The 19,354-nt window shown below is 21.9% G+C and carries 20 protein-coding genes, 2 tRNA genes and 1 pseudogene; 14 read left to right on the top strand and 9 right to left on the bottom strand.

Annotation, left to right across the window (positions count from 1 at the left end; genetic code table 11):
- The first annotated feature begins 265 nt into the window (after positions 1 to 265).
- From ONB71_RS00570 to ONB71_RS00515, 12 genes are all read left to right on the top strand, one after another.
- A tRNA-Cys gene (locus tag ONB71_RS00570) sits at positions 266 to 336 on the top strand.
- A gap of 8 nt (positions 337 to 344) precedes the next feature.
- A tRNA-Leu gene (locus ONB71_RS00565) sits at positions 345 to 430 on the top strand.
- Positions 431 to 496: 66 nt separating this feature from the next.
- Positions 497 to 700, top strand: coding sequence for a 50S ribosomal protein L32 (rpmF, locus tag ONB71_RS00560; protein ID WP_274360653.1), 204 nt, complete (start codon positions 497 to 499; stop codon positions 698 to 700).
- 99 nt (positions 701 to 799) lie between these two features.
- The gene (locus ONB71_RS00555) at positions 800 to 1,753 is read left to right on the top strand and encodes a beta-ketoacyl-ACP synthase III (protein ID WP_274360652.1); all 954 of its coding nucleotides are present in this window, start codon (positions 800 to 802) and stop codon (positions 1,751 to 1,753) included.
- Between the two features lie 14 nt (positions 1,754 to 1,767).
- Positions 1,768 to 2,709, top strand: coding sequence for an ACP S-malonyltransferase (gene fabD / locus ONB71_RS00550; RefSeq protein WP_274360651.1), 942 nt, complete (start codon positions 1,768 to 1,770; stop codon positions 2,707 to 2,709).
- Entirely contained in the window at positions 2,706 to 3,440 is a 735-nt protein-coding gene (gene fabG, locus ONB71_RS00545; RefSeq protein ID WP_274360650.1) for a 3-oxoacyl-[acyl-carrier-protein] reductase, read from the top strand. Before fabD ends, fabG begins: the two co-directional genes overlap by 4 nt.
- Before the next feature lie 122 nt (positions 3,441 to 3,562).
- Positions 3,563 to 3,808: an acyl carrier protein gene (gene acpP, locus ONB71_RS00540; RefSeq protein ID WP_274360649.1), complete on the top strand. Its 246-nt coding sequence runs from the start codon at positions 3,563 to 3,565 to the stop codon at positions 3,806 to 3,808.
- A 95-nt stretch (positions 3,809 to 3,903) separates the two neighbouring features.
- Positions 3,904 to 5,142, top strand: a complete 1,239-nt coding sequence (gene fabF / locus ONB71_RS00535) for a beta-ketoacyl-ACP synthase II (RefSeq protein ID WP_274360648.1) — start codon at positions 3,904 to 3,906, stop codon at positions 5,140 to 5,142.
- A gap of 57 nt (positions 5,143 to 5,199) precedes the next feature.
- Positions 5,200 to 5,835 (top strand): dTMP kinase, encoded by a 636-nt coding sequence (gene tmk, locus ONB71_RS00530; protein ID WP_274360647.1) that lies wholly within the window; start codon positions 5,200 to 5,202, stop codon positions 5,833 to 5,835.
- Positions 5,832 to 6,815, top strand: coding sequence for a DNA polymerase III subunit delta' C-terminal domain-containing protein (locus ONB71_RS00525; RefSeq protein WP_274360646.1), 984 nt, complete (start codon positions 5,832 to 5,834; stop codon positions 6,813 to 6,815). Before tmk ends, ONB71_RS00525 begins: the two co-directional genes overlap by 4 nt.
- 83 nt (positions 6,816 to 6,898) lie before the next feature.
- Complete coding sequence (gene ptsG / locus ONB71_RS00520; protein WP_274360645.1) at positions 6,899 to 8,317, top strand: PTS glucose transporter subunit IIBC; 1,419 nt, start codon at positions 6,899 to 6,901, stop codon at positions 8,315 to 8,317.
- Between the two features lie 37 nt (positions 8,318 to 8,354).
- Entirely contained in the window at positions 8,355 to 8,699 is a 345-nt protein-coding gene (locus tag ONB71_RS00515) for a histidine triad nucleotide-binding protein (RefSeq protein WP_274360644.1), read from the top strand.
- 118 nt (positions 8,700 to 8,817) lie between these two features.
- Here ONB71_RS00515 and ydiK read toward each other — a convergent pair whose 3' ends face one another.
- On the bottom strand, positions 8,818 to 9,864 hold the full coding sequence (ydiK, locus tag ONB71_RS00510) for an AI-2E family transporter YdiK (protein ID WP_274360643.1): 1,047 nt from the start codon (positions 9,862 to 9,864) through the stop codon (positions 8,818 to 8,820).
- A 210-nt stretch (positions 9,865 to 10,074) separates the two neighbouring features.
- Between ydiK and pykF the strand changes: the two genes are divergently transcribed.
- Positions 10,075 to 11,487 carry a pyruvate kinase PykF gene (gene pykF / locus ONB71_RS00505; RefSeq protein ID WP_274360642.1) on the top strand — a complete coding sequence of 471 codons (1,413 nt, stop codon included), beginning with the start codon at positions 10,075 to 10,077 and terminating at the stop codon, positions 11,485 to 11,487.
- A gap of 97 nt (positions 11,488 to 11,584) precedes the next feature.
- On the opposite strand, the gene ONB71_RS00500 is transcribed toward pykF, so the two are convergent.
- The 8 genes from ONB71_RS00500 to ONB71_RS00470 all read right to left on the bottom strand — a co-directional run bounded on the left by ONB71_RS00500 (position 11,585) and on the right by ONB71_RS00470 (position 18,400).
- Positions 11,585 to 12,001, bottom strand: coding sequence for a SufE family protein (locus ONB71_RS00500; RefSeq protein ID WP_274360641.1), 417 nt, complete (start codon positions 11,999 to 12,001; stop codon positions 11,585 to 11,587).
- Positions 12,002 to 12,029: 28 nt separating this feature from the next.
- Positions 12,030 to 13,259 (bottom strand): SufS family cysteine desulfurase, encoded by a 1,230-nt coding sequence (locus ONB71_RS00495; RefSeq protein ID WP_274360640.1) that lies wholly within the window; start codon positions 13,257 to 13,259, stop codon positions 12,030 to 12,032.
- Positions 13,240 to 14,496, bottom strand: a complete 1,257-nt coding sequence (locus ONB71_RS00490) for a SufD family Fe-S cluster assembly protein (protein WP_274360639.1) — start codon at positions 14,494 to 14,496, stop codon at positions 13,240 to 13,242. The genes ONB71_RS00495 and ONB71_RS00490 overlap by 20 nt, the downstream gene beginning before the upstream one ends.
- Entirely contained in the window at positions 14,477 to 15,217 is a 741-nt protein-coding gene (gene sufC / locus ONB71_RS00485; RefSeq protein ID WP_274360638.1) for a Fe-S cluster assembly ATPase SufC, read from the bottom strand. Before sufC ends, ONB71_RS00490 begins: the two co-directional genes overlap by 20 nt.
- Positions 15,218 to 15,246: 29 nt before the next feature.
- Positions 15,247 to 16,686 (bottom strand): Fe-S cluster assembly protein SufB, encoded by a 1,440-nt coding sequence (sufB, locus tag ONB71_RS00480; protein WP_274360637.1) that lies wholly within the window; start codon positions 16,684 to 16,686, stop codon positions 15,247 to 15,249.
- 48 nt (positions 16,687 to 16,734) lie between these two features.
- Positions 16,735 to 17,103 (bottom strand): HesB/IscA family protein, encoded by a 369-nt coding sequence (locus ONB71_RS00475; RefSeq protein ID WP_274360636.1) that lies wholly within the window; start codon positions 17,101 to 17,103, stop codon positions 16,735 to 16,737.
- Between the two features lie 162 nt (positions 17,104 to 17,265).
- Complete coding sequence (locus tag ONB71_RS02440; RefSeq protein WP_416053577.1) at positions 17,266 to 17,598, bottom strand: YbhQ family protein; 333 nt, start codon at positions 17,596 to 17,598, stop codon at positions 17,266 to 17,268.
- A gap of 88 nt (positions 17,599 to 17,686) precedes the next feature.
- Positions 17,687 to 18,400 (bottom strand): Bax inhibitor-1/YccA family protein, encoded by a 714-nt coding sequence (locus ONB71_RS00470; RefSeq protein WP_274360635.1) that lies wholly within the window; start codon positions 18,398 to 18,400, stop codon positions 17,687 to 17,689.
- Between the two features lie 393 nt (positions 18,401 to 18,793).
- On the opposite strand from ONB71_RS00470, the pseudogene nth reads away from it, so the two are divergent.
- A pseudogene (gene nth, locus ONB71_RS00465) lies at positions 18,794 to 19,339 on the top strand (endonuclease III); the annotation flags it as partial.
- Positions 19,340 to 19,354 lie beyond the last annotated feature (15 nt).

Here is a 19,354-nt window from a genome sequence, read left to right as displayed (position 1 = left end):
TACATATTTAAGTATTAATGTTTAATTTAAATAATTTTATTTATTAATAAATATATAAAATACAAAATATTTTAATAAATACAATTAATTAAAATACATAAATAAACTGTAAATATAAAAAAAAACAGTACATAAATATAAAAATTAATGAAAATTTAAATACTAATATTTTTACATTTAATATAAAATATAAAATATTAAAAATAAAATTTATCAAACATAATATTAATTTAAATATAATCATATATCCTGAAAAAATATACATGGTACGTTGACAGAGTGGTTATGTAACGGACTGCAAATCCGTGCACCTCGGTTCAATTCCGAGACGTACCTTCAAAATTGCCCAGATGGTGAAATTGGTAAACACAAGGGACTTAAAATCCCTCGATCATTTATGATCATGCGGGTTCAAGTCCCGCTCTGGGTAATTAAAAAAATAATATTATTAAAAAACCTCAAAAAATATTCTAATTGAAAATAAAAAAGGAAAAAAATGGCCGTACAAAAAAGGAAATCAACAAGATCTAGAAGAGGAATGCGAAGATCACATGATTCATTAAATGAACCTAATATATCAATAGATAAAATATCAAAAGAAAAACATCTCAGATATAATTTAACATCCAAAGGATATTACAAAGGAATAAAAATACTAAAAAAACAAAATATTAAAAAAAAAAACAAAATAAAAAAATAAAATAAATACAAAAAAATTAATAAAAAAATAAATATATAAAAAAATAATATTTTAGTTAAAATAAAATTAAACAAAGCATATAGGAAATTTAAAATCAATATGTATACAAAAATTATTAGTACAGGTAAATATTTACCCAATAAAATTAGAAATAATGTCAATCTAAAAAATATAATAAATAAATCTAATGAATGGATAATAAATAGAACGGGAATATATGAAAGAAGAATTGCAAAAACTAATGAAACAGTTTCAACCATGGGAAGCATGGCAGCAAAAAATGCTATAAAAACAGCGGGTTTAAAAAATAACGATATTCAACTTATAATAGTGGCGACAACTTCTTCTAGCCATGCTTTTCCAAGTTCAGCATGTATAATTCAAAATGAATTAAATATAAAAGATTGTATTTCTTTTGACATAGCAGCTGCATGTACAGGATTTATATATGCATTAAGCATAGCTGATCAATATATAAAAAATAAATTTATAAAATATGCATTAATAATTGGATCAGATATTCTTACAAGAACATTAAAACCCAAAGATAAAAGAACATTAATTTTATTTGGTGATGGAGCTGGTGCAGTAATATTAAGTAACAGCAAACAACCAGGAATAATTTCAACACATTTACATGCATCAGGCAAAGATGGTAAATTATTAACTTTACCCTATCAAAAAAGAAACAAAAGAAAAAAAATATCATGGTTAAAAATGTCAGGCAATGAAATTTTTAAAATAGCAATAAATAAATCAATAAAAATAATCAAAGAAACATTAAATAAAAATAACATTAAACATCAAAATATCGATTGGTTAATACCACATCAATCTAATATAAGAATAATAAATGCAATTGTAAAAAAAATAGGAATAGATATGAATAAAGTAATAATTACATTAGATAAACATGGAAATACATCTTCTGCATCAATACCATTAGCATTAAACAAAGCAATAAATAATGGAAAAATAAAATCAAATAATTTAGTTATATTCGAAGCATTCGGTGCGGGTATAACATGGGGTTCGGCTTTAATACGCTTTTAATTTAATAAAATAATATGAAAAAATATGGTATGATTTTCCCGGGACAAGGTGGGCAACACATTGGTATGCTATATGAATTAAGTAAAAAATACTCTATTGTAAAAAAAACATTCAATATAGCATCTGAAATATTAAATTATGATTTATGGGAATTAGCACAAAATGGTCCTAAAACAGATATGGATAAAACTCATAAAACACAACCATTAATATTAACATCATCAATATCAATTTGCAAAATATGGGAAAATAAAAATGGAATAAAACCAAATATAATTGTTGGACACAGCTTAGGAGAATATTCATGTTTAGTATATGCAAAAGTAATAAAATTTGAATGTGCAATAAAATTAGTTGAACAAAGAGGAAAATTTATGCAACAAGCATCACAAAAAAATGATGGATTAATGAAAGTGATATTAGGTTTAAATATAAAAACTATTAAAACAATTTGTAAAAGAAACAAAAAACATGGATTTGTAACAACTACTAATTATAATACACCATATCAAACAGTAATAGCAGGAAATAAAAATTCAGTAGAAAAAACAGCTGAAGAATGTAAAATAGCAGGGGCTAAAATAATATCATTATCCATAAGTATACCAGCACATTGCATTTTAATGAAACCTGCAGCAAATAAATTATCCAAAATAATAAAAAAAATAAAATTTAAAAAACCAATATATCCAATAATAAGCAACTCAACAATATTATGTGAAACTAATCCTGATATTATTAAAAAAAATTTAATAAAACAACTATATAAATCAGTAAATTGGATAAAAATAATAAAATATATAGAATCAAAAAAAATTACAAATTTAATTGAAATGGGACCAGGAAATATTTTAAGTAATTTAACCAAAGCAATTACTAAAAAAATGAAAATAACACAAACAAATAACCCAAAAAATATATCAAAATCATTAAAAACAAATAAGGAAAATAAATGAATCTAAAAAATAAAATAGCACTTATTACAGGAGCAACAAATGGTATAGGTCATGCAATAGCTTATATATTAAAAAAATATGGAGCATTTGTAATTGGAACTGCTACTAATAATAAAAATGTAAATAAAATAGAAAATTTTTTAAAAAACAAAGGAAAAGGATATATATTAGATGTTAATAATAAAAAATCAATAACAAATCTATTAAATAATATTAAAGAAAATTTTGGAGGAATAGATATTTTAATAAATAATGCTGCTATAACTATAGATAAACTATTTATAAAAATGAATGAACAAGATTGGAATAATGTTATCAACACTAATTTAAACTCAATATTTTATATATCTAAAGCAGTTATATTTTCTATGTTAAAAAAAAAACAAGGAAGAATAATATCAATAGGATCAATGATTGCAAATACTGGTAATATAGGTCAAACAAATTATTCCGCATCAAAAGCTGGCTTAATAGCAATGAGTAAATCTATAGCTAAAGAAGTTGCTTCAAGAGGAATAACAGTAAATGTAGTATCTCCGGGGTTCATAAAAACTAACATGACAAAAAAAATAAAAAAAGAAATATCAAACAATATTTTAAATAATATTCCAATGAAACGCTTCGGTTCAGCAAAAGATGTTGCTTATGCAGTAGCATTTTTAGCATCCGATAAATCATCATATATAACAGGGGAAACAATACATATAAATGGAGGTTTATACATGTCATAACATATTAAAAAATATTATTTTTAAAGATATTTATTAATAAAAATTGAATTGTAATTTTTAAGATATCTTATAAACTAAAGAAAATAATATCAAAAACCCATTCTGATAGGAAATTTAACAATATGAATAATATTGAAGAACGTGTTAGAAAAATTATTAGTGAACAATTAGGTGTAAAAAACGAAAAAGTATTTAATACCGCATCTTTTGTAGAAGATTTAGGTGCTGATTCCCTTGATACGGTTGAATTAGTAATGGCATTAGAAGAAGAATTTGATACAGAAATTCCAGATGAAGAAGCTGAAAAAATAACAACAGTACAAGCAGCTATAGATTATATTAATAACAATAAAAATTTAAAAAAATAATATAAAAATAATTTATTTAAAATAATCAAATATCAAATAAATTATTAAAAACATCACGTAAATTCCTTTTTAAAAATAAATTAAAGAGGGTAAATATGTTAAAACGCAGAGTAGTAATTACAGGAATAGGAATATTAACCCCCGTGGGTAATAATGTTAAAACAAATTGGCGATCTATAATCTCAGGCAAAAGTGGAATAGACTATATAGATCATTTTGACATAACAAAACACAAAACACATTTTGCAGGTTTAATAAAAAATTTTATTTTTGATAAAACTATAAATATAAAAAACATAAAAAAAATAGATGAATTTATACAATATGGTATTATGGCAGGTCATCAAGCAATAAAAGATTCTGGAATACAAATTAATAATCATAATGTTAATCGTATAGGAGTAGCTGTTGGTTCTGGAATAGGTGGTTTAGGATCAATTGAATATAATCACCAAATACTAATGGAAAAAGGTCCAAAAAAAATAAGTCCATTTTTTGTACCATCAACTATAGTAAATATGATATCAGGATATTTAACAATTATATATGGAATTAAAGGGCCAACAATCGCTATTACAACAGCATGCACATCTGGAATACACAATATTGGTCAATCCTTCAGAATAATAGTTTACAATGATGCTGATATAATGTTAGCAGGTGCATCTGAAAAAGCAAGTACTCCATTAGGAATTGGAGGATTCAATGCCGCTAGAGCGTTATCAACAAGAAATCATGATCCAAAAGGTGCTAGTAGACCATGGGATAAAGAAAGAGATGGTTTTGTATTGGGTGATGGAGCTGGTATTTTAATGTTGGAAGAATTACAACATGCAAAAAAAAGAAACGCCAAAATATATGCAGAAATAGTTGGATTTGGGATGAGCAGTGATGCATATCACATTACATCTCCTCCACAATATGGAGAAGGTGCAGCACAGTCTATGATAAATGCTCTTAAAGATGCCAAAATAAATCCTGATAAAATAGGATACATAAATGCACATGCCACATCAACAATAAATGGAGACAAAGCTGAAGCTATGGCAATAAAAAATGTTTTTAAAAAAAACAAAATATACATAAGTTCAACAAAATCAATGACTGGACATTTATTGGGAGCATCAGGTGCAATAGAATCAATATATTCAATTTTAGCATTAAAAAAACAAATAATACCACCAACAATAAACTTAAATGAATCTGATGAAAACTATGGATTAGATTTTGTACCAAACTACGCTCGTCAAATAAAAAATTTGAAATATAGTTTATGTAATTCATTCGGATTTGGAGGAACAAATGCATCCATTATATTTAAAAAATACGATTAAACTTAAAAATAAATTTATAAATTTTACAATTAATAACAAAAATACACAAAAAAATAAATGAAAGGAAAATTTATAGTTATTGAAGGATTAGAAGGTTCAGGTAAAACAACTGCAATCAAATATATAATAAATATACTAAAAAAAAATGGAATTTTAAAATTAAAAAAAACTAGAGAACCTGGTAGTACATCATTAAATGAAAATTTAAGAAAACTAATTAAAAATAGTATAAAAAATGAAATAATTAATAAAAATACTGAATTATTAATATTATATGCTGCAAGAATTCAATTATTAGAAACAATAATAAAACCAAATTTAAAAAAAGGTATATGGATTATAGGTGATAGACATAATATGTCATCTATTGCATACCAAACAGGTGGAAGAAAAATTGATAGAAAAATCACAAAAACATTAACAAATCTATTCTTAAAAAATTTTAAACCAGATTTAACACTTTACTTAGATGTTACACCAGAAATTGGATTAAATAGAATTAAAAACAGAAAAAATAAAGATAGAATAGAAAAAGAATCATTAAATTTTTTTCATAGAACTAGAAAATGTTATTTAAAAATAATAAAAAAACAAAAAAACATAAAATTTATAAACGCCAATAATAAAATAAAACATGTACATAAAAAAATAAAATTCATCATAGAAAATTGGATAAAAACAAATAATTCATGAAAAACTATCCATGGCTAATAAATACATACAATGATATTATAAACTACTACAAATCAAAATATAAAAAAAATATTATTCTCATTTCATCAACAATAGATTTAGGCATAAACATATTATCCTATAATATAGGAAAATGGATCTTATGCACAAATAAAAAAAAAATAAATTATTGCAATCAATGTAATAATTGCATATTAATGAAAAAAAAAAATAACCCAAACTATTATAAAATAATAATAAATAACAAAAAAGAAAAAATTAACAAAAAAAAAATAAATCCTATATTTCATAAAATATATAATTTAATTAAAAATAATTATAAACAAGTTATATTTATAAAAGAAATAGAATATATTAAAAAATATATAAATAACACTTTTATTGATCATTTAATACAATCTAAAAAAAATACTTATTTTATACTAAATACACATAATTTAATAAACATAAAAAAACAAATAAATAACAAATTTACAATATGGAAAATAACAAATCCAAATAAAAAAATATGTATAAATTGGATACAAAAAAAGACACAAATAAAGAAAAAAAAATGTTTAATAGCATTTAAATTAGCTGAAAAATCACCATTAAAAGCATTAAATATATTAAATAAAAAATATTGGAAAAATAGAAAACAATTAGAAATAAAATTAATAAAAATATTAAATATAAAAAATAAATTAGACTTACTAATTAATTTTAATAGTTTTGATAATATTGAAATCATAAAATGGATATGTGTTATACTTATGGATGCAATAAAATGGAAATATAAAGTGTATGATATCATAATCAACAATGATCAATATAAATTAATAAAAACTTTATCTAAAAAACTATCAGTTTTTTCAATATATAAAAGTATAAAAATTTGGATAAAATGTATAAATTCATTTGAAATAAATACTGTAAATAAAAAATCAATATTAATAAAATCTATATTAAATTGGGAAAAATTTTTATTAAAAAAAATATAAATAACTAATAAATTTATAAATAATTAAATTAACATTTAATAAAAACTAATTTAGAAAAATAATATTTTAAGGGAAATTAATATATGAATAAAAATATATTTATCAACCTACAAAAAATAGGTAAATCACTAATGTTACCAGTATCAGTTTTACCATTAGCTGGTATATTATTAGGAATAGGATCATCCAATTTAAACTTTTTACCATACATAATTTCTAAAACTATGGCTGAAACAGGAGGTTCAATTTTTATCAATATGCCACTAATATTTTCTATAGGTGTTGCATTAGGATTTACTAAAAATAATGGAGTTTCTGCATTAGCAGCAGTAATATCATATATAATTATAAATAAAACATTATTAATAATTTCAAATAATCTACATATAACAAAACAAACTTACGATACAGGAGTAATAGGAGGTATTATAGCTGGATCATTGTCAGCAATTATATTCAATAGATTTCATATGATAAAATTACCAGAATATATAGGTTTTTTTAGTGGAAATCGTTTTGTACCAATTATGTCTGGTATATTATCTATTCTAATAGGAATAATATTATCATTTATATGGCCACCAGTAGGTAAAATAATAGAAAATTTTTCACATTGGGCTGCATATCAAAATCCAATAATAGCTTTTAGTATTTATGGCATAGTAGAAAGAGCACTAATACCTTTTGGATTACATCATATTTGGAATGTTCCATTTCAAATGCAAGTGGGTGATTTCATAAATCATCTAGGACAAACATTTCACGGAGATATACCTCGCTATATGGCAGGAGATATAACAGCGGGTAAATTATCAGGAGGTTATTTATTTAAAATGTATGGATTACCTGCAGCAGCTATAGCAATATGGAAGTCAGCAAAAAAAGAAAATCAAAAAAAAATAGCTGGTATAATGTTATCTGGTGCATTAACAGCTTTTTTAACGGGTATCACAGAACCAATAGAATTTACATTTTTATTCGTAGCTCCTATATTATACATAATTCATTCAATATTATCAGGATTAGCTTTTGCAATATGCATAATATTAAATATGCGCAATGGGATAAGTTTTTCCCATGGTTTAATTGACTTTATTTTGTTAAGTAATAATGGAAATAAATTATGGTTATTTCCTATAATAGGAGGTTTTTACTCAATACTATATTATAGTATATTTAAAATTATAATAACTAAATTTGATTTAAAAACACCAGGAAGAGAAATATCAAACATTAAAATTAAAAAAAATACATACAAAAATATAAATTTTATAATTAAATTAATTAATTCACTGGGTGGTAAAAAAAATATTATTAATATAGATGCATGTATAACAAGATTAAGAATAGATGTAAAAAAAATATCAAAAATAAACGAAAATAAATTAAGAGAATTAGGAGTTGCTGGTATAGTAAAAATAGGAAATGGATTACAATTAATTTTTGGTACACAATCAGATAATATAAAAACAGCAATAGAAAAATACATAAAAAAAAATTAAAAAATAAAATATTTTAAAAAAATTAATAGGGAATTGTATGAATAATATTTTTAATAAAATCATTAATCATAAAATAAAATCTAATATCCTATATCAAGATAATATAGTAACAGCATTTAAAGATAAGAACCCTCAAGCACCAATACATATATTAATTGTATCAAACAAATTAATACCAACAATGAATGAACTAAAAAATGAAAAAGATAAAATGATAATAGGACATATGCTAATTATAGCTGTAAAATTAGCAAAAAAACAAAAAATAGAAAAAAGTGGATACAGATTAATAATAAATTGTAATAAAAACGCAGGACAAGAAATATATCATTTACATATACATCTCTTAGGAGGAAAAAAATTAGGAAAAATTATAAATTAAAATTTACTTTTAATAAAAAAATATAAATTTCATAAAATGTACTTTAATTAATAAAATATCAATATATAAATAAAAATATTAAGTATCAAAATAAAAAAATACATTATATTTTATCAAATCAATCATTATAAATAAATAAATTTATTGAACGATATAAAATATCCAAAATTACTGGACCAATAAAAACACCAATAATACCAAAAGATAAAAAACCCCCAAATATCCCAGAAATAATTAATAAAAATGGTATATCATAACTCATTTTAATCAAAACAAATCTAAGTATACCATCTAAAACAGATATTAAAATACTCCAAATAAAAAGAATGCTACCATGAAAAATATCACCATTTATATATAAAAATATAATAGATACAATTAATACAGGTAATGATCCTATTTGCAATAAAGAAAACAAAATTGCTAACAAAGCCAAAAAACCAGCATATGGTATATTAGAAATAATTAATCCAATACCGGATAATACACCTTGAATTAAAGCTGTTAATAAAACACCTAAAACAATAAATCTTATAGATTCTCCTATAAAATCAAAAATGATTAATCCCTGATCTAAAAAAAAATTACAAACAAATTTTCTTATACTTTTAGATAATTTATCCCCCTTAAAATATAAAAAAATAACAAATATTAAAGTTAAAATTATATTTAATAATAAAATAGTAAATTGTTTAGCTTGAAATACAAGAAATTCTACCAATTTACCTAAATATGGATGTAATTTATTAAAGATTAATATATTTTTACCTAAAATAAATTTATCGTAATTAATAAATAATTTTTCTCCAATTAAAGGTATCTTGATAAGACAAAACAATTTAGGAAAGTTTATATGATTATGTTTAAATTTATTAATGAGTGGATATATATTATCTATTAAACTGCTTAATAAAATAACTATAGGAATAACTAATAACAATAATAAAAAAACCAACATAATAAAAACAGCCAAAAAACGTTTATTCCATAATAACCGTTCAATAAATAATAATATAGGCCAAGTAGAAATAACAATAACACCAGCCCAAGTAAAAGATAATATAAATGGATTAACAATTAAAAAAAATAAAACAAACAAAATAAAAATAAAAATAAGAGAGAAAAAAATTTTCTTAAAATAAAAAATATCCTTTATTCTATTCATAAGCGATAATTAAACCTGATAAAAGTAAAATAAAAACATAAAAGAATTATTTTTAAATATCTAAAAACAATCAAAACATAATTTAAACCTAATAATAAAACAATAAAAAAAATAAAATTTAAAATCAATATTTTGTAATTAAATAATTAATTTGATATTATTAAATTATATTTATATTATATATATATATTAAACAAAAAATTAATTATTATGAAAAAAACTAAAATAGTTTGCACTATAGGGCCTAAAACAGAATCAATAACAATGTTAACAGCTTTATTAAAAGCTGGTATGAATGTAATGAGATTAAATTTTTCACATGGTAGTTACGAAGAACATGAAAATCGTATAAATAATTTAAAAAAAGTAATGAAAGAAACTGGGATAAATGCTGCGATTTTACTGGATACGCAAGGTCCAGAAATAAGAACTATGAAATTAAAAAACAATAAAGAAATTAAATTATATAATAATCAAATATTTACTATAACTACAGATCAAAATATAAAAGGTGATAAGACATGTATAGCTATAAATTACAAAAAAATTATAAATGATATAAAAATAGGTAATATTATTCTTATAGATGATGGATTAATAGGAATGAAAATCATAGATTTAAATGAAAATAAAATAATATGTAAAGTATTGAATAATGGTATATTAGGTGAAAATAAAAGTGTTAATTTACCTGGAATATGTGTTAATTTACCAAGTTTATCTAAAAAAGATAAATCAGATCTAATATTTGGTTGTAAACATAATGTGGATTTCATAGCAGCATCATTTGTAAGAAAACTTAATGATGTAATCAATATCAGAAAATATATAAATAAATACAAGGGAGGAAGAATACAAATAATATCAAAAATTGAAAATCAAGAAGGATTAAATAACTTTAAAGAAATTTTAAATGTATCAGATGGAATTATGGTAGCAAGAGGTGATCTTGGAGTAGAAATACCTGTAGAAGATGTAATTTTTGCACAAAAAAAAATTATAGAACAATGTAATAATCATGGCAAAGTAGTAATTACTGCAACACAAATGTTAGATTCAATGATATATAATCCCAGGCCCACAAGAGCTGAAGCTGGAGATGTCGCAAATGCTATTTTAGATGGAACCGATGCTGTAATGTTGTCAGGGGAAAGTGCTAAAGGTAAATATCCAATAGAAGCAGTATCAATTATGAAAAATATATGTAATAGAACAGATAAAATAATAAAACCTAAAATTAACATAAAAAACAATGACAAAATATTTAGAATAACTGAAGCAGTATGTAAAAGTGCAGTAGAAACAGCGGAAAAGTTAAAATCTCCACTAATAATTGTAACTACTGAAGGTGGTAAATCTGCTAAATCATTACGTAAATATTTTCCTAGTTCAACCATACTAGCATTAACAACAGACAAAAAAACAGCTAATCATTTAATATTGAGTAAAGGTATAGAACCATTTATAATAAACAAAATAAAATCATCAGATGATTTTTACTATATTGGAAAAAAAATAGCATTAAAAAATAACTATGCAAAAAAAGGAGACACTATAATAATGGTATCAGGCGCTCTTGTACCTAAAGGAACAACCAATACTATATCAGTACATACATTATAATTTAATAATAAAATTAATAATTAAAAAAATAAATATTAAAAAACATATAAATTATAAAAAAATAAAATATTTTAAATAAAAATTCAAAAAAAAAATACTAAATAAATAATTTTAATTTATTAAAAATATAATTAATAATAGAATTCAAACCTTCAACACGAGAATATGTTAAATTATTCATTAAAGAAATTTTTTTTAAGTAAAAATAAACATCAAAAGCAATACATTCTTTAACTGTTAAACCATTATAAAAAATTAATATTATAGCTATAAATCCTTTAGTAATTAAAGTATCACTATCACCATATAATTTAATGATATTTTTAACATCTTTTTTTAAATAAACCCAAACATTACTTTGACAACCAATAATTAAATTTTTAGTAGAATATAAACAAGAAGGCATCTTAGGTAAAGACTCACCTAATTCAATTATATATAAATATTTTTCTTCCCAAGATGAAAATAATTTAAAATTAGATAATACTTCATCTCTGGTAAACAAAAATTTCATATAAAAATAAATCCTAATTTATCAACAATTAATACTTATTTAATAAATAATGAATACGAGATAAATAAAATATTAATTTATCTATTTCTTCTTGAATATTATAAAGTGCAAAAGAAATTCTACACATAGAAGAAACTCCATAATATTTCATTAAAGGCATAGCACAATGATGACCAGTACGTATAGCAATACCATAATTATTCAAAAAAATACCAACATCATAAGCATGTTTTTTTATAAAATTAAAAGATATTATACCTATTGAATGTTTAGATAAACTATATATCTTAAGAAAAGATAATTCACTTAATCTATCCATTGCATAATTATACATTTTTCTCTCATATTTATTAATTAAATTAATATCTATAGATTGAAACCATTTTAATGCAGCTCCTAAACCAATAATACCAGACACATTAAGAGTACCAGCTTCAAAACGATGAGGAGGAGATAACCAAGTTGTTTTCTTAATACTTGATAAATAAACAGTTTTAATCATACCACCACCACCCTGCCAAGGAGGCATATTAATTAATAATTCATACTTGCCATATAAAACACCTACTCCTGATGGACCATAAATTTTATGAGCTGAAAAAACATAAAAATCACAATTTAAATCTTGAACATCCACCTTTTTATGCAATATAGCTTGAGAGCCATCTACTAATGTAGTAATCCTATAATCTTTAACTATAGAAATTATTTCTTTTAACGGGTTTATTAATCCTAAAACATTAGAAATCTCAGTAATAGCTAATAATTTAGTATTTTTATCTATTAAATAATGTATTTGATCAATATTTAGTTCTCCTGAAGGTTTAATATTTAAAACTCTAATTTCAAAACCAATCTTCAAAGATAACAATTGCCAAGGAACTATGTTTGAATGATGTTCCATAATTGTAATAATTATATTATCAACACTTCTTAATTTATTATATCCCCAACTATTAGAAACTAAATTTATACCTTCAGTAGCATTTTTTAAAAAAACAATTTCTTTTTCAGATGAAGCATTAATAAACTTACTTATTTGAATACGAATATTTTCCAAACGATTAGTAGCATTTGTACTTAACGAATATACACCTCTATGAACAGATGAATATTCATATTTATAAAAATCCATTTCTGTATCAATTACACTTAACGGTTTTTGTGTAGAAGCTGCATTATCAAAATATATTAGCTTTTTACCATGTACTTTATTTTCTAAAATAGGAAATTGTTTTCTAATAATCAATGGATTCATAAAAATCACCGAATAACCGCTTATTAATACATTTTAAAATTATGTCTCTCAATAAATTATTTTTTATTAAATCAATAACATCATGACTAAATGATGATAAAATAATATTTTTAGCTATTTCACTATCTATACCTCTAGAACATAAATAAAATATTTGATTTTCATCTATCTTACCTAAAGTAGCGGCATGTGTACATATTACATCATTGTTATAAATTTCTAATTTAGGTTCAGTTTCAATAAAAGAAAAATCATTTAATAATAAATTTCTACTTATCATTGTGGCATCAACTTTTGATGAATTTTTTAGTATCTTTACCAAACCTTTAAATTTACCATAAGCAGAAGAAATTATTTTATGTAACTGATGACTTTTAGAATTACAAAAATTATGTTCAACATAAGTATAATTATTAAAAATATTACTCTTAATAGGAACTGATAAACTATTCAATAAAATATTTCCATTTTCACCATTAAATCTGACATTAGTATTATTTCTAATAATACCAGAACCTAAAAGAAAAACAGTACTATTAACAAAAGAACTACTATCAATATATATATCATTACAAGAAAAATGATAACTAAAAGAATTTTCTGATAAAATTTTTATATGATCTAAATATGAATTATTTAAAACCTCTATGACAAATCTAGAACAAGTTAAATGAGAATAATTATTTAAACTAACATAATGTTCAATAATACTAATACAAGATGAAGATTCTACAATTATATGATATCTATAATTCAAAACATTTAAATCAGATTTTAATCCTGTAGTAATATTTAATATATATATAGGTTTATCATTTAAATTATTTGAATATAAATTCAAAATAAAAATTTTATTTAAAAAACTCTCTATTAAATGTAAAAAAATATCAGAAGATATAGCTGTAAAATAATTATAATAACTTGAAACATTTATATTATTAAATATAATAAATTCATTATCACTAAAATTATAAGAAAAACAACCATCAATAAAAATTAAACGAATAGAATCAATAGGTAAAGACAATTCATTAATTTTATCCAATAATAAATTTTTATTTACAAAACTAACTAATTTTTTATCAAAAAAATACTTAAACAAATTATACTCATTAACAGTTAATTTAATATTTAATAGACTCTTCAAATGATTTTTAGAATAATTAGAATAATTAACACTATTATAAAATAAATCTTTCCATTTATTTAAAAAAATATCAATTGATAAGCCAACCATATCCTTTTTCCTCCAATTTGCTAACCAATGAAATATTACCAGAATGAATAAATTTGCCATTATACAAAACATGTACAAAATCAGGTTTAATATAATCCAAAATACGTCTATAATGAGTTATTATAATAAAAGAACGAATATTATTGCGTAAATTATTTATAATTTCAGATACTCTTTTTAAAATATCAATATCCAGACCAGAATCAATTTCATCTAAAATACATAATTTAGGTTTTAAAATTAGCATTTGTAATATATCATTACATTTCTTTTCTCCTCCAGAAAAACCTACATTTACTGCACGAGATAAAAAATCTTTAGATATATTTAATAAATTAATTTTATTATTTAACAACTTATTAAAGCTAATATAATTTAATTTAGTTTTATTATTATATTTACGTAAAGAATTATATGCAGTATATAAAAATAATTTATTAGTAACACCAGGTATTTCTATAGGATATTGAAAAGCAACAAAAATACCTCTTTTAGCACGTTCAGAAGCGGATAATTTTAATATACTATAATTTTTAAAATTAATATCACCTGAAATTACCTTATATTTTGGGTTACCAGATAATACTGATGAAAAGGAACTTTTACCGGAGCCATTAGGACCCATAATAGCATGCACTTCACCAGGGTTAATATTTAAATTTACATCAAATAAAACACCTTTATCATTTATATTAACATTTAAATTATTTATTTTAAGCATATAAAATACATTCCATATTTTAAATTTATTCAACCCACACTATTTTCTAAATTTATAGATAATAATTTTTTAGCTTCTACTGCAAATTCCAAGGGTAACTCTGTAAAAATTTCTTTACAAAATCCATTAACTATCATAGATACTGCATCATCTTGATTAATACATCTTTGTAAACAATAAAATAATTGATCTTCATTGATTTTGGAAACAGTAGCTTCATGCTCTACCTGTGAAGTATTATTTTTAACTTTAATAGAAGGAAATGTATAAGCCTTACTATTGTTACCAATCAACATTGAATCACATTGAGTATAATTTCTAGAGTTTGAAGCGCCTTTATTTATTTTAACTATCCCTCTGTATGTATTTCTGCTTTTAAATGTAGATATACTCTTAGATATAATTGTGGATTTAGTATTTTTCCCTATATGAAACATTTTAGTACCAGTATCGGCTTGTTGATAACCTGTGGTTAATGCTACAGAAAAAAATTCACCAATAGAATGATCACCTTTTAATATAACACTTGGATATTTCCAAGTTATAGCAGAACCAGTTTCGGATTGTACCCAGGACATTCGACTACCCACCCCTAAACATAATGCTCTTTTAGTAACAAAATTTAAAATACCATTGTTAATATTATCTCCTGGAAACCAATTTTGTACTGTAGAATATTTTACTCTAGCATTTTTATGTAAAATAACTTCAACAACGGCTGCATGTAATTGATGTTTATGATGAATTGGAGCAGAACATCCTTCAATATAACTAACATAACTATTTTCTTCAGCTATAATAATTGTTCTTTCAAATTGACCAGTATTTTTAGAATTAATTCTAAAATACGTAGATAACTCCATAGGACAATGTACTCCTCTAGGCACATACACAAAAGTACCATCAGAAACAACTGCTGAATTTAAAGCTGCAAAAAAATTATCATCAAGGGGTACAACCATACCTAAATATTTCTTTACTAAAAAAGGATATTTATTAATCGCATAACTTAAAGAACAAAAAATAATCCCCTTTTTTTTTAAAAAATCACTACAAGTAGTTGCAACAGATACTGAATCAAAAATAGCATCAATTGCTAATTTATTATTTTTATTTATTGGAATATTTAATTTATCAAAAGTTCTTTTTACTTCTTTAGTTAAATAATTATTACCATCATCATTAGATGATTTTTTATTTTTAATGTTATCAAAATTTAAATTATTATTAATACATGGAGCTGAATAATAAATATATTTCTGATAATCTAATTTTTCATAAGAAGCATTTAACCAATGAGGTTCAGACATATCTTTCCATATATTAAATGCTTTTATACGAAAATCTAACATCCAAGATGGTTCATTTTTTTTTTTAGATATTGCTATGATAATATCTTTATTGATACCATAACCTAAATTATCTGTATTTAATTTAGTAAAAAAACCCTGCTTATACTTTTTAAACATTATTTATCTCATTTTACCAAAAAAAAAATACATTTTTAACATAAATTTTTATATATTAAAACTCTTACCGCATCCACAAAAACGAGAAGCTTTTGGATTATTAAAAGTAAACATTGAACTAAATTCATTAATAACATAATCTACTTTAATACCATTAATAAATTCAATATCACTTAAGGAAACATACAAAGTTGCTCCCATATGACAAAAGCTTAAATCACTTTCAATTAAAACTTTCACAACATCCATTTTATATATTAATCCTGCACAACCAGAATGAGAAACCTTTAATCTAATACCTTTAATATTAAAATCTCTATTAGATAATAAAATAATTTGTTTTGCAGCATTATCAGTTATAACAACATTATATAAAACAGAACAATTTTCAGAAATATTTAAAGTACTTAATTCCATAAAAAACACTCTTCATTTATATATTAACAATAACAATAAATAATATTTATATAAATTGGAAATAAAAAATATAAATAAAATATAATTTTAATTCTTTCTTAATTAAATAATTAAAATCAAATATCATTTATAATAACAAACAAAATAATTTCAATAAAAAAATCAATATATAATTCTAATTAAAGAAATAAATAAAGGACCTAAATTTACCAACAAAGCTAAAAAAAACAAAAAAAATAAATTATTAATAACTTTAGATATTAAAAATAACATCAATAAATTACAAAAAAAATAGTAAATAGTAGTAATCTCTTCTAAAAAATCGTCAAATTTACGTAAAAAATATATTTGATTGACAAATAACATCGCAAAAAATAAAAAACCATAAAAAAATAATAAAATTATACAAAATAAAATTAATAAATTATATTTCCAACTAAATATCAATAATATTGATAAAAAAATATGTATTATAAAATGAAAATAAAATCCCATAATAACTAAAAAAAAATAAAATAAAAAAAGATAACTTCACAAATAATAAAAAAAAAAATTTATTAAATAATAAAAGATAATAAATATATTATCTTCTATTATTACCAAAATTACGAATTAATATAATAAATAAATTAATAAAATCAAGATATAGAGTTAATGCACCGATAATAGAATAACGACGAAATGAATTTTTATTTTCAATAATAATACTTTCACCAAAATCCTTCAATTTTTGCGTATCATATGCAGTTAAAATAACAAATACAACTATACCTAAATAATTCAATATACAAGTAAAAAGAGAACTATTTAACCATAAATTAACTATTGTAGCTAATGTAATACCAATTAATAACATAAAAGCTAAACTACCAATTTTGGTCAAATCCCTATTAGTAACATATCCAAAAAAACTCATAAAACCAAACATTCCAGAAGTTATCAAAAATAAACTAGCTACAGAAGAAAAAGTATAAATAAAAAGTATGCTAGACATAGTCAATCCAGTTAATACTGAGTATAACATAAACAAACTAGTACTTAATGTAGCACTCAATGAGTTAACCATACCAGATAAAACAAATACTACTAACAATTGTATAATAACTAAACTAAAAAAAATAATCCTATTATTAAAAATTAATTGAACAATTTCAGGGGTATTAGATACAAACCAAGAAACAAAAGATGTTAACAATAAACCGCATGTCATCCATCCATAAACATGAGCCATATAAGTTTGTAAACTAGTACGAGTTTGTTGAATAATAGTATTATTTTGACGAGAATATTGTACCATAACTTTTCTCCTAAAATAAAACAAATATTGTTTGACAAAATTAATATTTTATTTAATAACTAAATTAATAGAATTAAATATAATAAAATTAAAATGTAAATAAGTTAAATATAATTTATTTTATTAAAAAATAAATTTAAAAAAATAAAATAAAAAATCAAAATACTCAAAATCTGAAATATTAAATAATATATTTATAAAATAAAATTTATTTAAAACTACATAAAATATATACAAAATAATTGTAAAATACAAATAAATAATAACAATTTTAAAAAAAAAAGCAAATTAAATTTATTTAAAAATGAATAATAAAAAAATAAACGAAATAATAAAAATTTTAAAAAAAAAAATCCTACACCTAAAACAGAATTAAACTATAAAACACCATTCGAACTATTAATTGCATTAATATTATCTGCAAAATCAAAAGATATAAAAGTAAATCAAATCACAAAAAAATTATGGCATACAGCAAATACACCAAAAAAAATACTAAAACTAGGGAAAAAAAAATTAAAAAAACAAATAAAATTCTTAGGATTATTTAATAATAAAACAAAATATATAATAAAAATATGTAAAATAATAATAAATAAACACAAAAATAAAATACCAAATAATAGAAAAGAATTAGAAAAATTACCTGGAATAGGAAGAAAATCTTCAAACATTATTCTAAATATATTATACAATAAAAATACAATAGCTGTTGATACTCATGTATTTAGAATATGTAATAGAACTAAAATAGCTACAGGAAATACAACAATTAAAATAGAAAAAAAATTAAATAAAATTATTCCAAAAAAATTTAAAAAAAATATACACAACTGGTTAGTACTACATGGACGTTACATATGCAAAGCTAGAAAACCATTATGCAATTCATGTGAAATAAATAAATTATGTAAATACAAAAACAAAAATTATTTTTAACAAAAAATAATTTAA

Origin of the sequence: Candidatus Purcelliella pentastirinorum (genome assembly GCF_028748785.1) — a bacterium.
Lineage (GTDB): Bacteria > Pseudomonadota > Gammaproteobacteria > Enterobacterales > Enterobacteriaceae > Purcelliella > Purcelliella pentastirinorum_A.
The sequence above is the reverse complement of the archived record's forward strand: the minus strand, read 5'-3'. Positions and strand labels throughout refer to the sequence as shown.

What these genes read in the sequence shown, in the direction of transcription:
- rpmF (WP_274360653.1), top strand. Translation starts at nt 497, where the DNA reads ATGGCCGTACAAAAAAGGAAATCAACAAGATCTAGAAGAGGAATGCGA.
- ONB71_RS00555 (WP_274360652.1), top strand. Translation starts at nt 800, where the DNA reads ATGTATACAAAAATTATTAGTACAGGTAAATATTTACCCAATAAAATT.
- fabD (WP_274360651.1), top strand. Translation starts at nt 1,768, where the DNA reads ATGAAAAAATATGGTATGATTTTCCCGGGACAAGGTGGGCAACACATT.
- fabG (WP_274360650.1), top strand. Translation starts at nt 2,706, where the DNA reads ATGAATCTAAAAAATAAAATAGCACTTATTACAGGAGCAACAAATGGT.
- acpP (WP_274360649.1), top strand. Translation starts at nt 3,563, where the DNA reads ATGAATAATATTGAAGAACGTGTTAGAAAAATTATTAGTGAACAATTA.
- fabF (WP_274360648.1), top strand. Translation starts at nt 3,904, where the DNA reads ATGTTAAAACGCAGAGTAGTAATTACAGGAATAGGAATATTAACCCCC.
- tmk (WP_274360647.1), top strand. Translation starts at nt 5,200, where the DNA reads ATGAAAGGAAAATTTATAGTTATTGAAGGATTAGAAGGTTCAGGTAAA.
- ONB71_RS00525 (WP_274360646.1), top strand. Translation starts at nt 5,832, where the DNA reads ATGAAAAACTATCCATGGCTAATAAATACATACAATGATATTATAAAC.
- ptsG (WP_274360645.1), top strand. Translation starts at nt 6,899, where the DNA reads ATGAATAAAAATATATTTATCAACCTACAAAAAATAGGTAAATCACTA.
- ONB71_RS00515 (WP_274360644.1), top strand. Translation starts at nt 8,355, where the DNA reads ATGAATAATATTTTTAATAAAATCATTAATCATAAAATAAAATCTAAT.
- ydiK (WP_274360643.1), bottom strand. Translation starts at nt 9,864, where the DNA reads ATGAATAGAATAAAGGATATTTTTTATTTTAAGAAAATTTTTTTCTCT.
- pykF (WP_274360642.1), top strand. Translation starts at nt 10,075, where the DNA reads ATGAAAAAAACTAAAATAGTTTGCACTATAGGGCCTAAAACAGAATCA.
- ONB71_RS00500 (WP_274360641.1), bottom strand. Translation starts at nt 12,001, where the DNA reads ATGAAATTTTTGTTTACCAGAGATGAAGTATTATCTAATTTTAAATTA.
- ONB71_RS00495 (WP_274360640.1), bottom strand. Translation starts at nt 13,259, where the DNA reads ATGAATCCATTGATTATTAGAAAACAATTTCCTATTTTAGAAAATAAA.
- ONB71_RS00490 (WP_274360639.1), bottom strand. Translation starts at nt 14,496, where the DNA reads ATGGTTGGCTTATCAATTGATATTTTTTTAAATAAATGGAAAGATTTA.
- sufC (WP_274360638.1), bottom strand. Translation starts at nt 15,217, where the DNA reads ATGCTTAAAATAAATAATTTAAATGTTAATATAAATGATAAAGGTGTT.
- sufB (WP_274360637.1), bottom strand. Translation starts at nt 16,686, where the DNA reads ATGTTTAAAAAGTATAAGCAGGGTTTTTTTACTAAATTAAATACAGAT.
- ONB71_RS00475 (WP_274360636.1), bottom strand. Translation starts at nt 17,103, where the DNA reads ATGGAATTAAGTACTTTAAATATTTCTGAAAATTGTTCTGTTTTATAT.
- ONB71_RS02440 (WP_416053577.1), bottom strand. Translation starts at nt 17,598, where the DNA reads ATGGGATTTTATTTTCATTTTATAATACATATTTTTTTATCAATATTA.
- ONB71_RS00470 (WP_274360635.1), bottom strand. Translation starts at nt 18,400, where the DNA reads ATGGTACAATATTCTCGTCAAAATAATACTATTATTCAACAAACTCGT.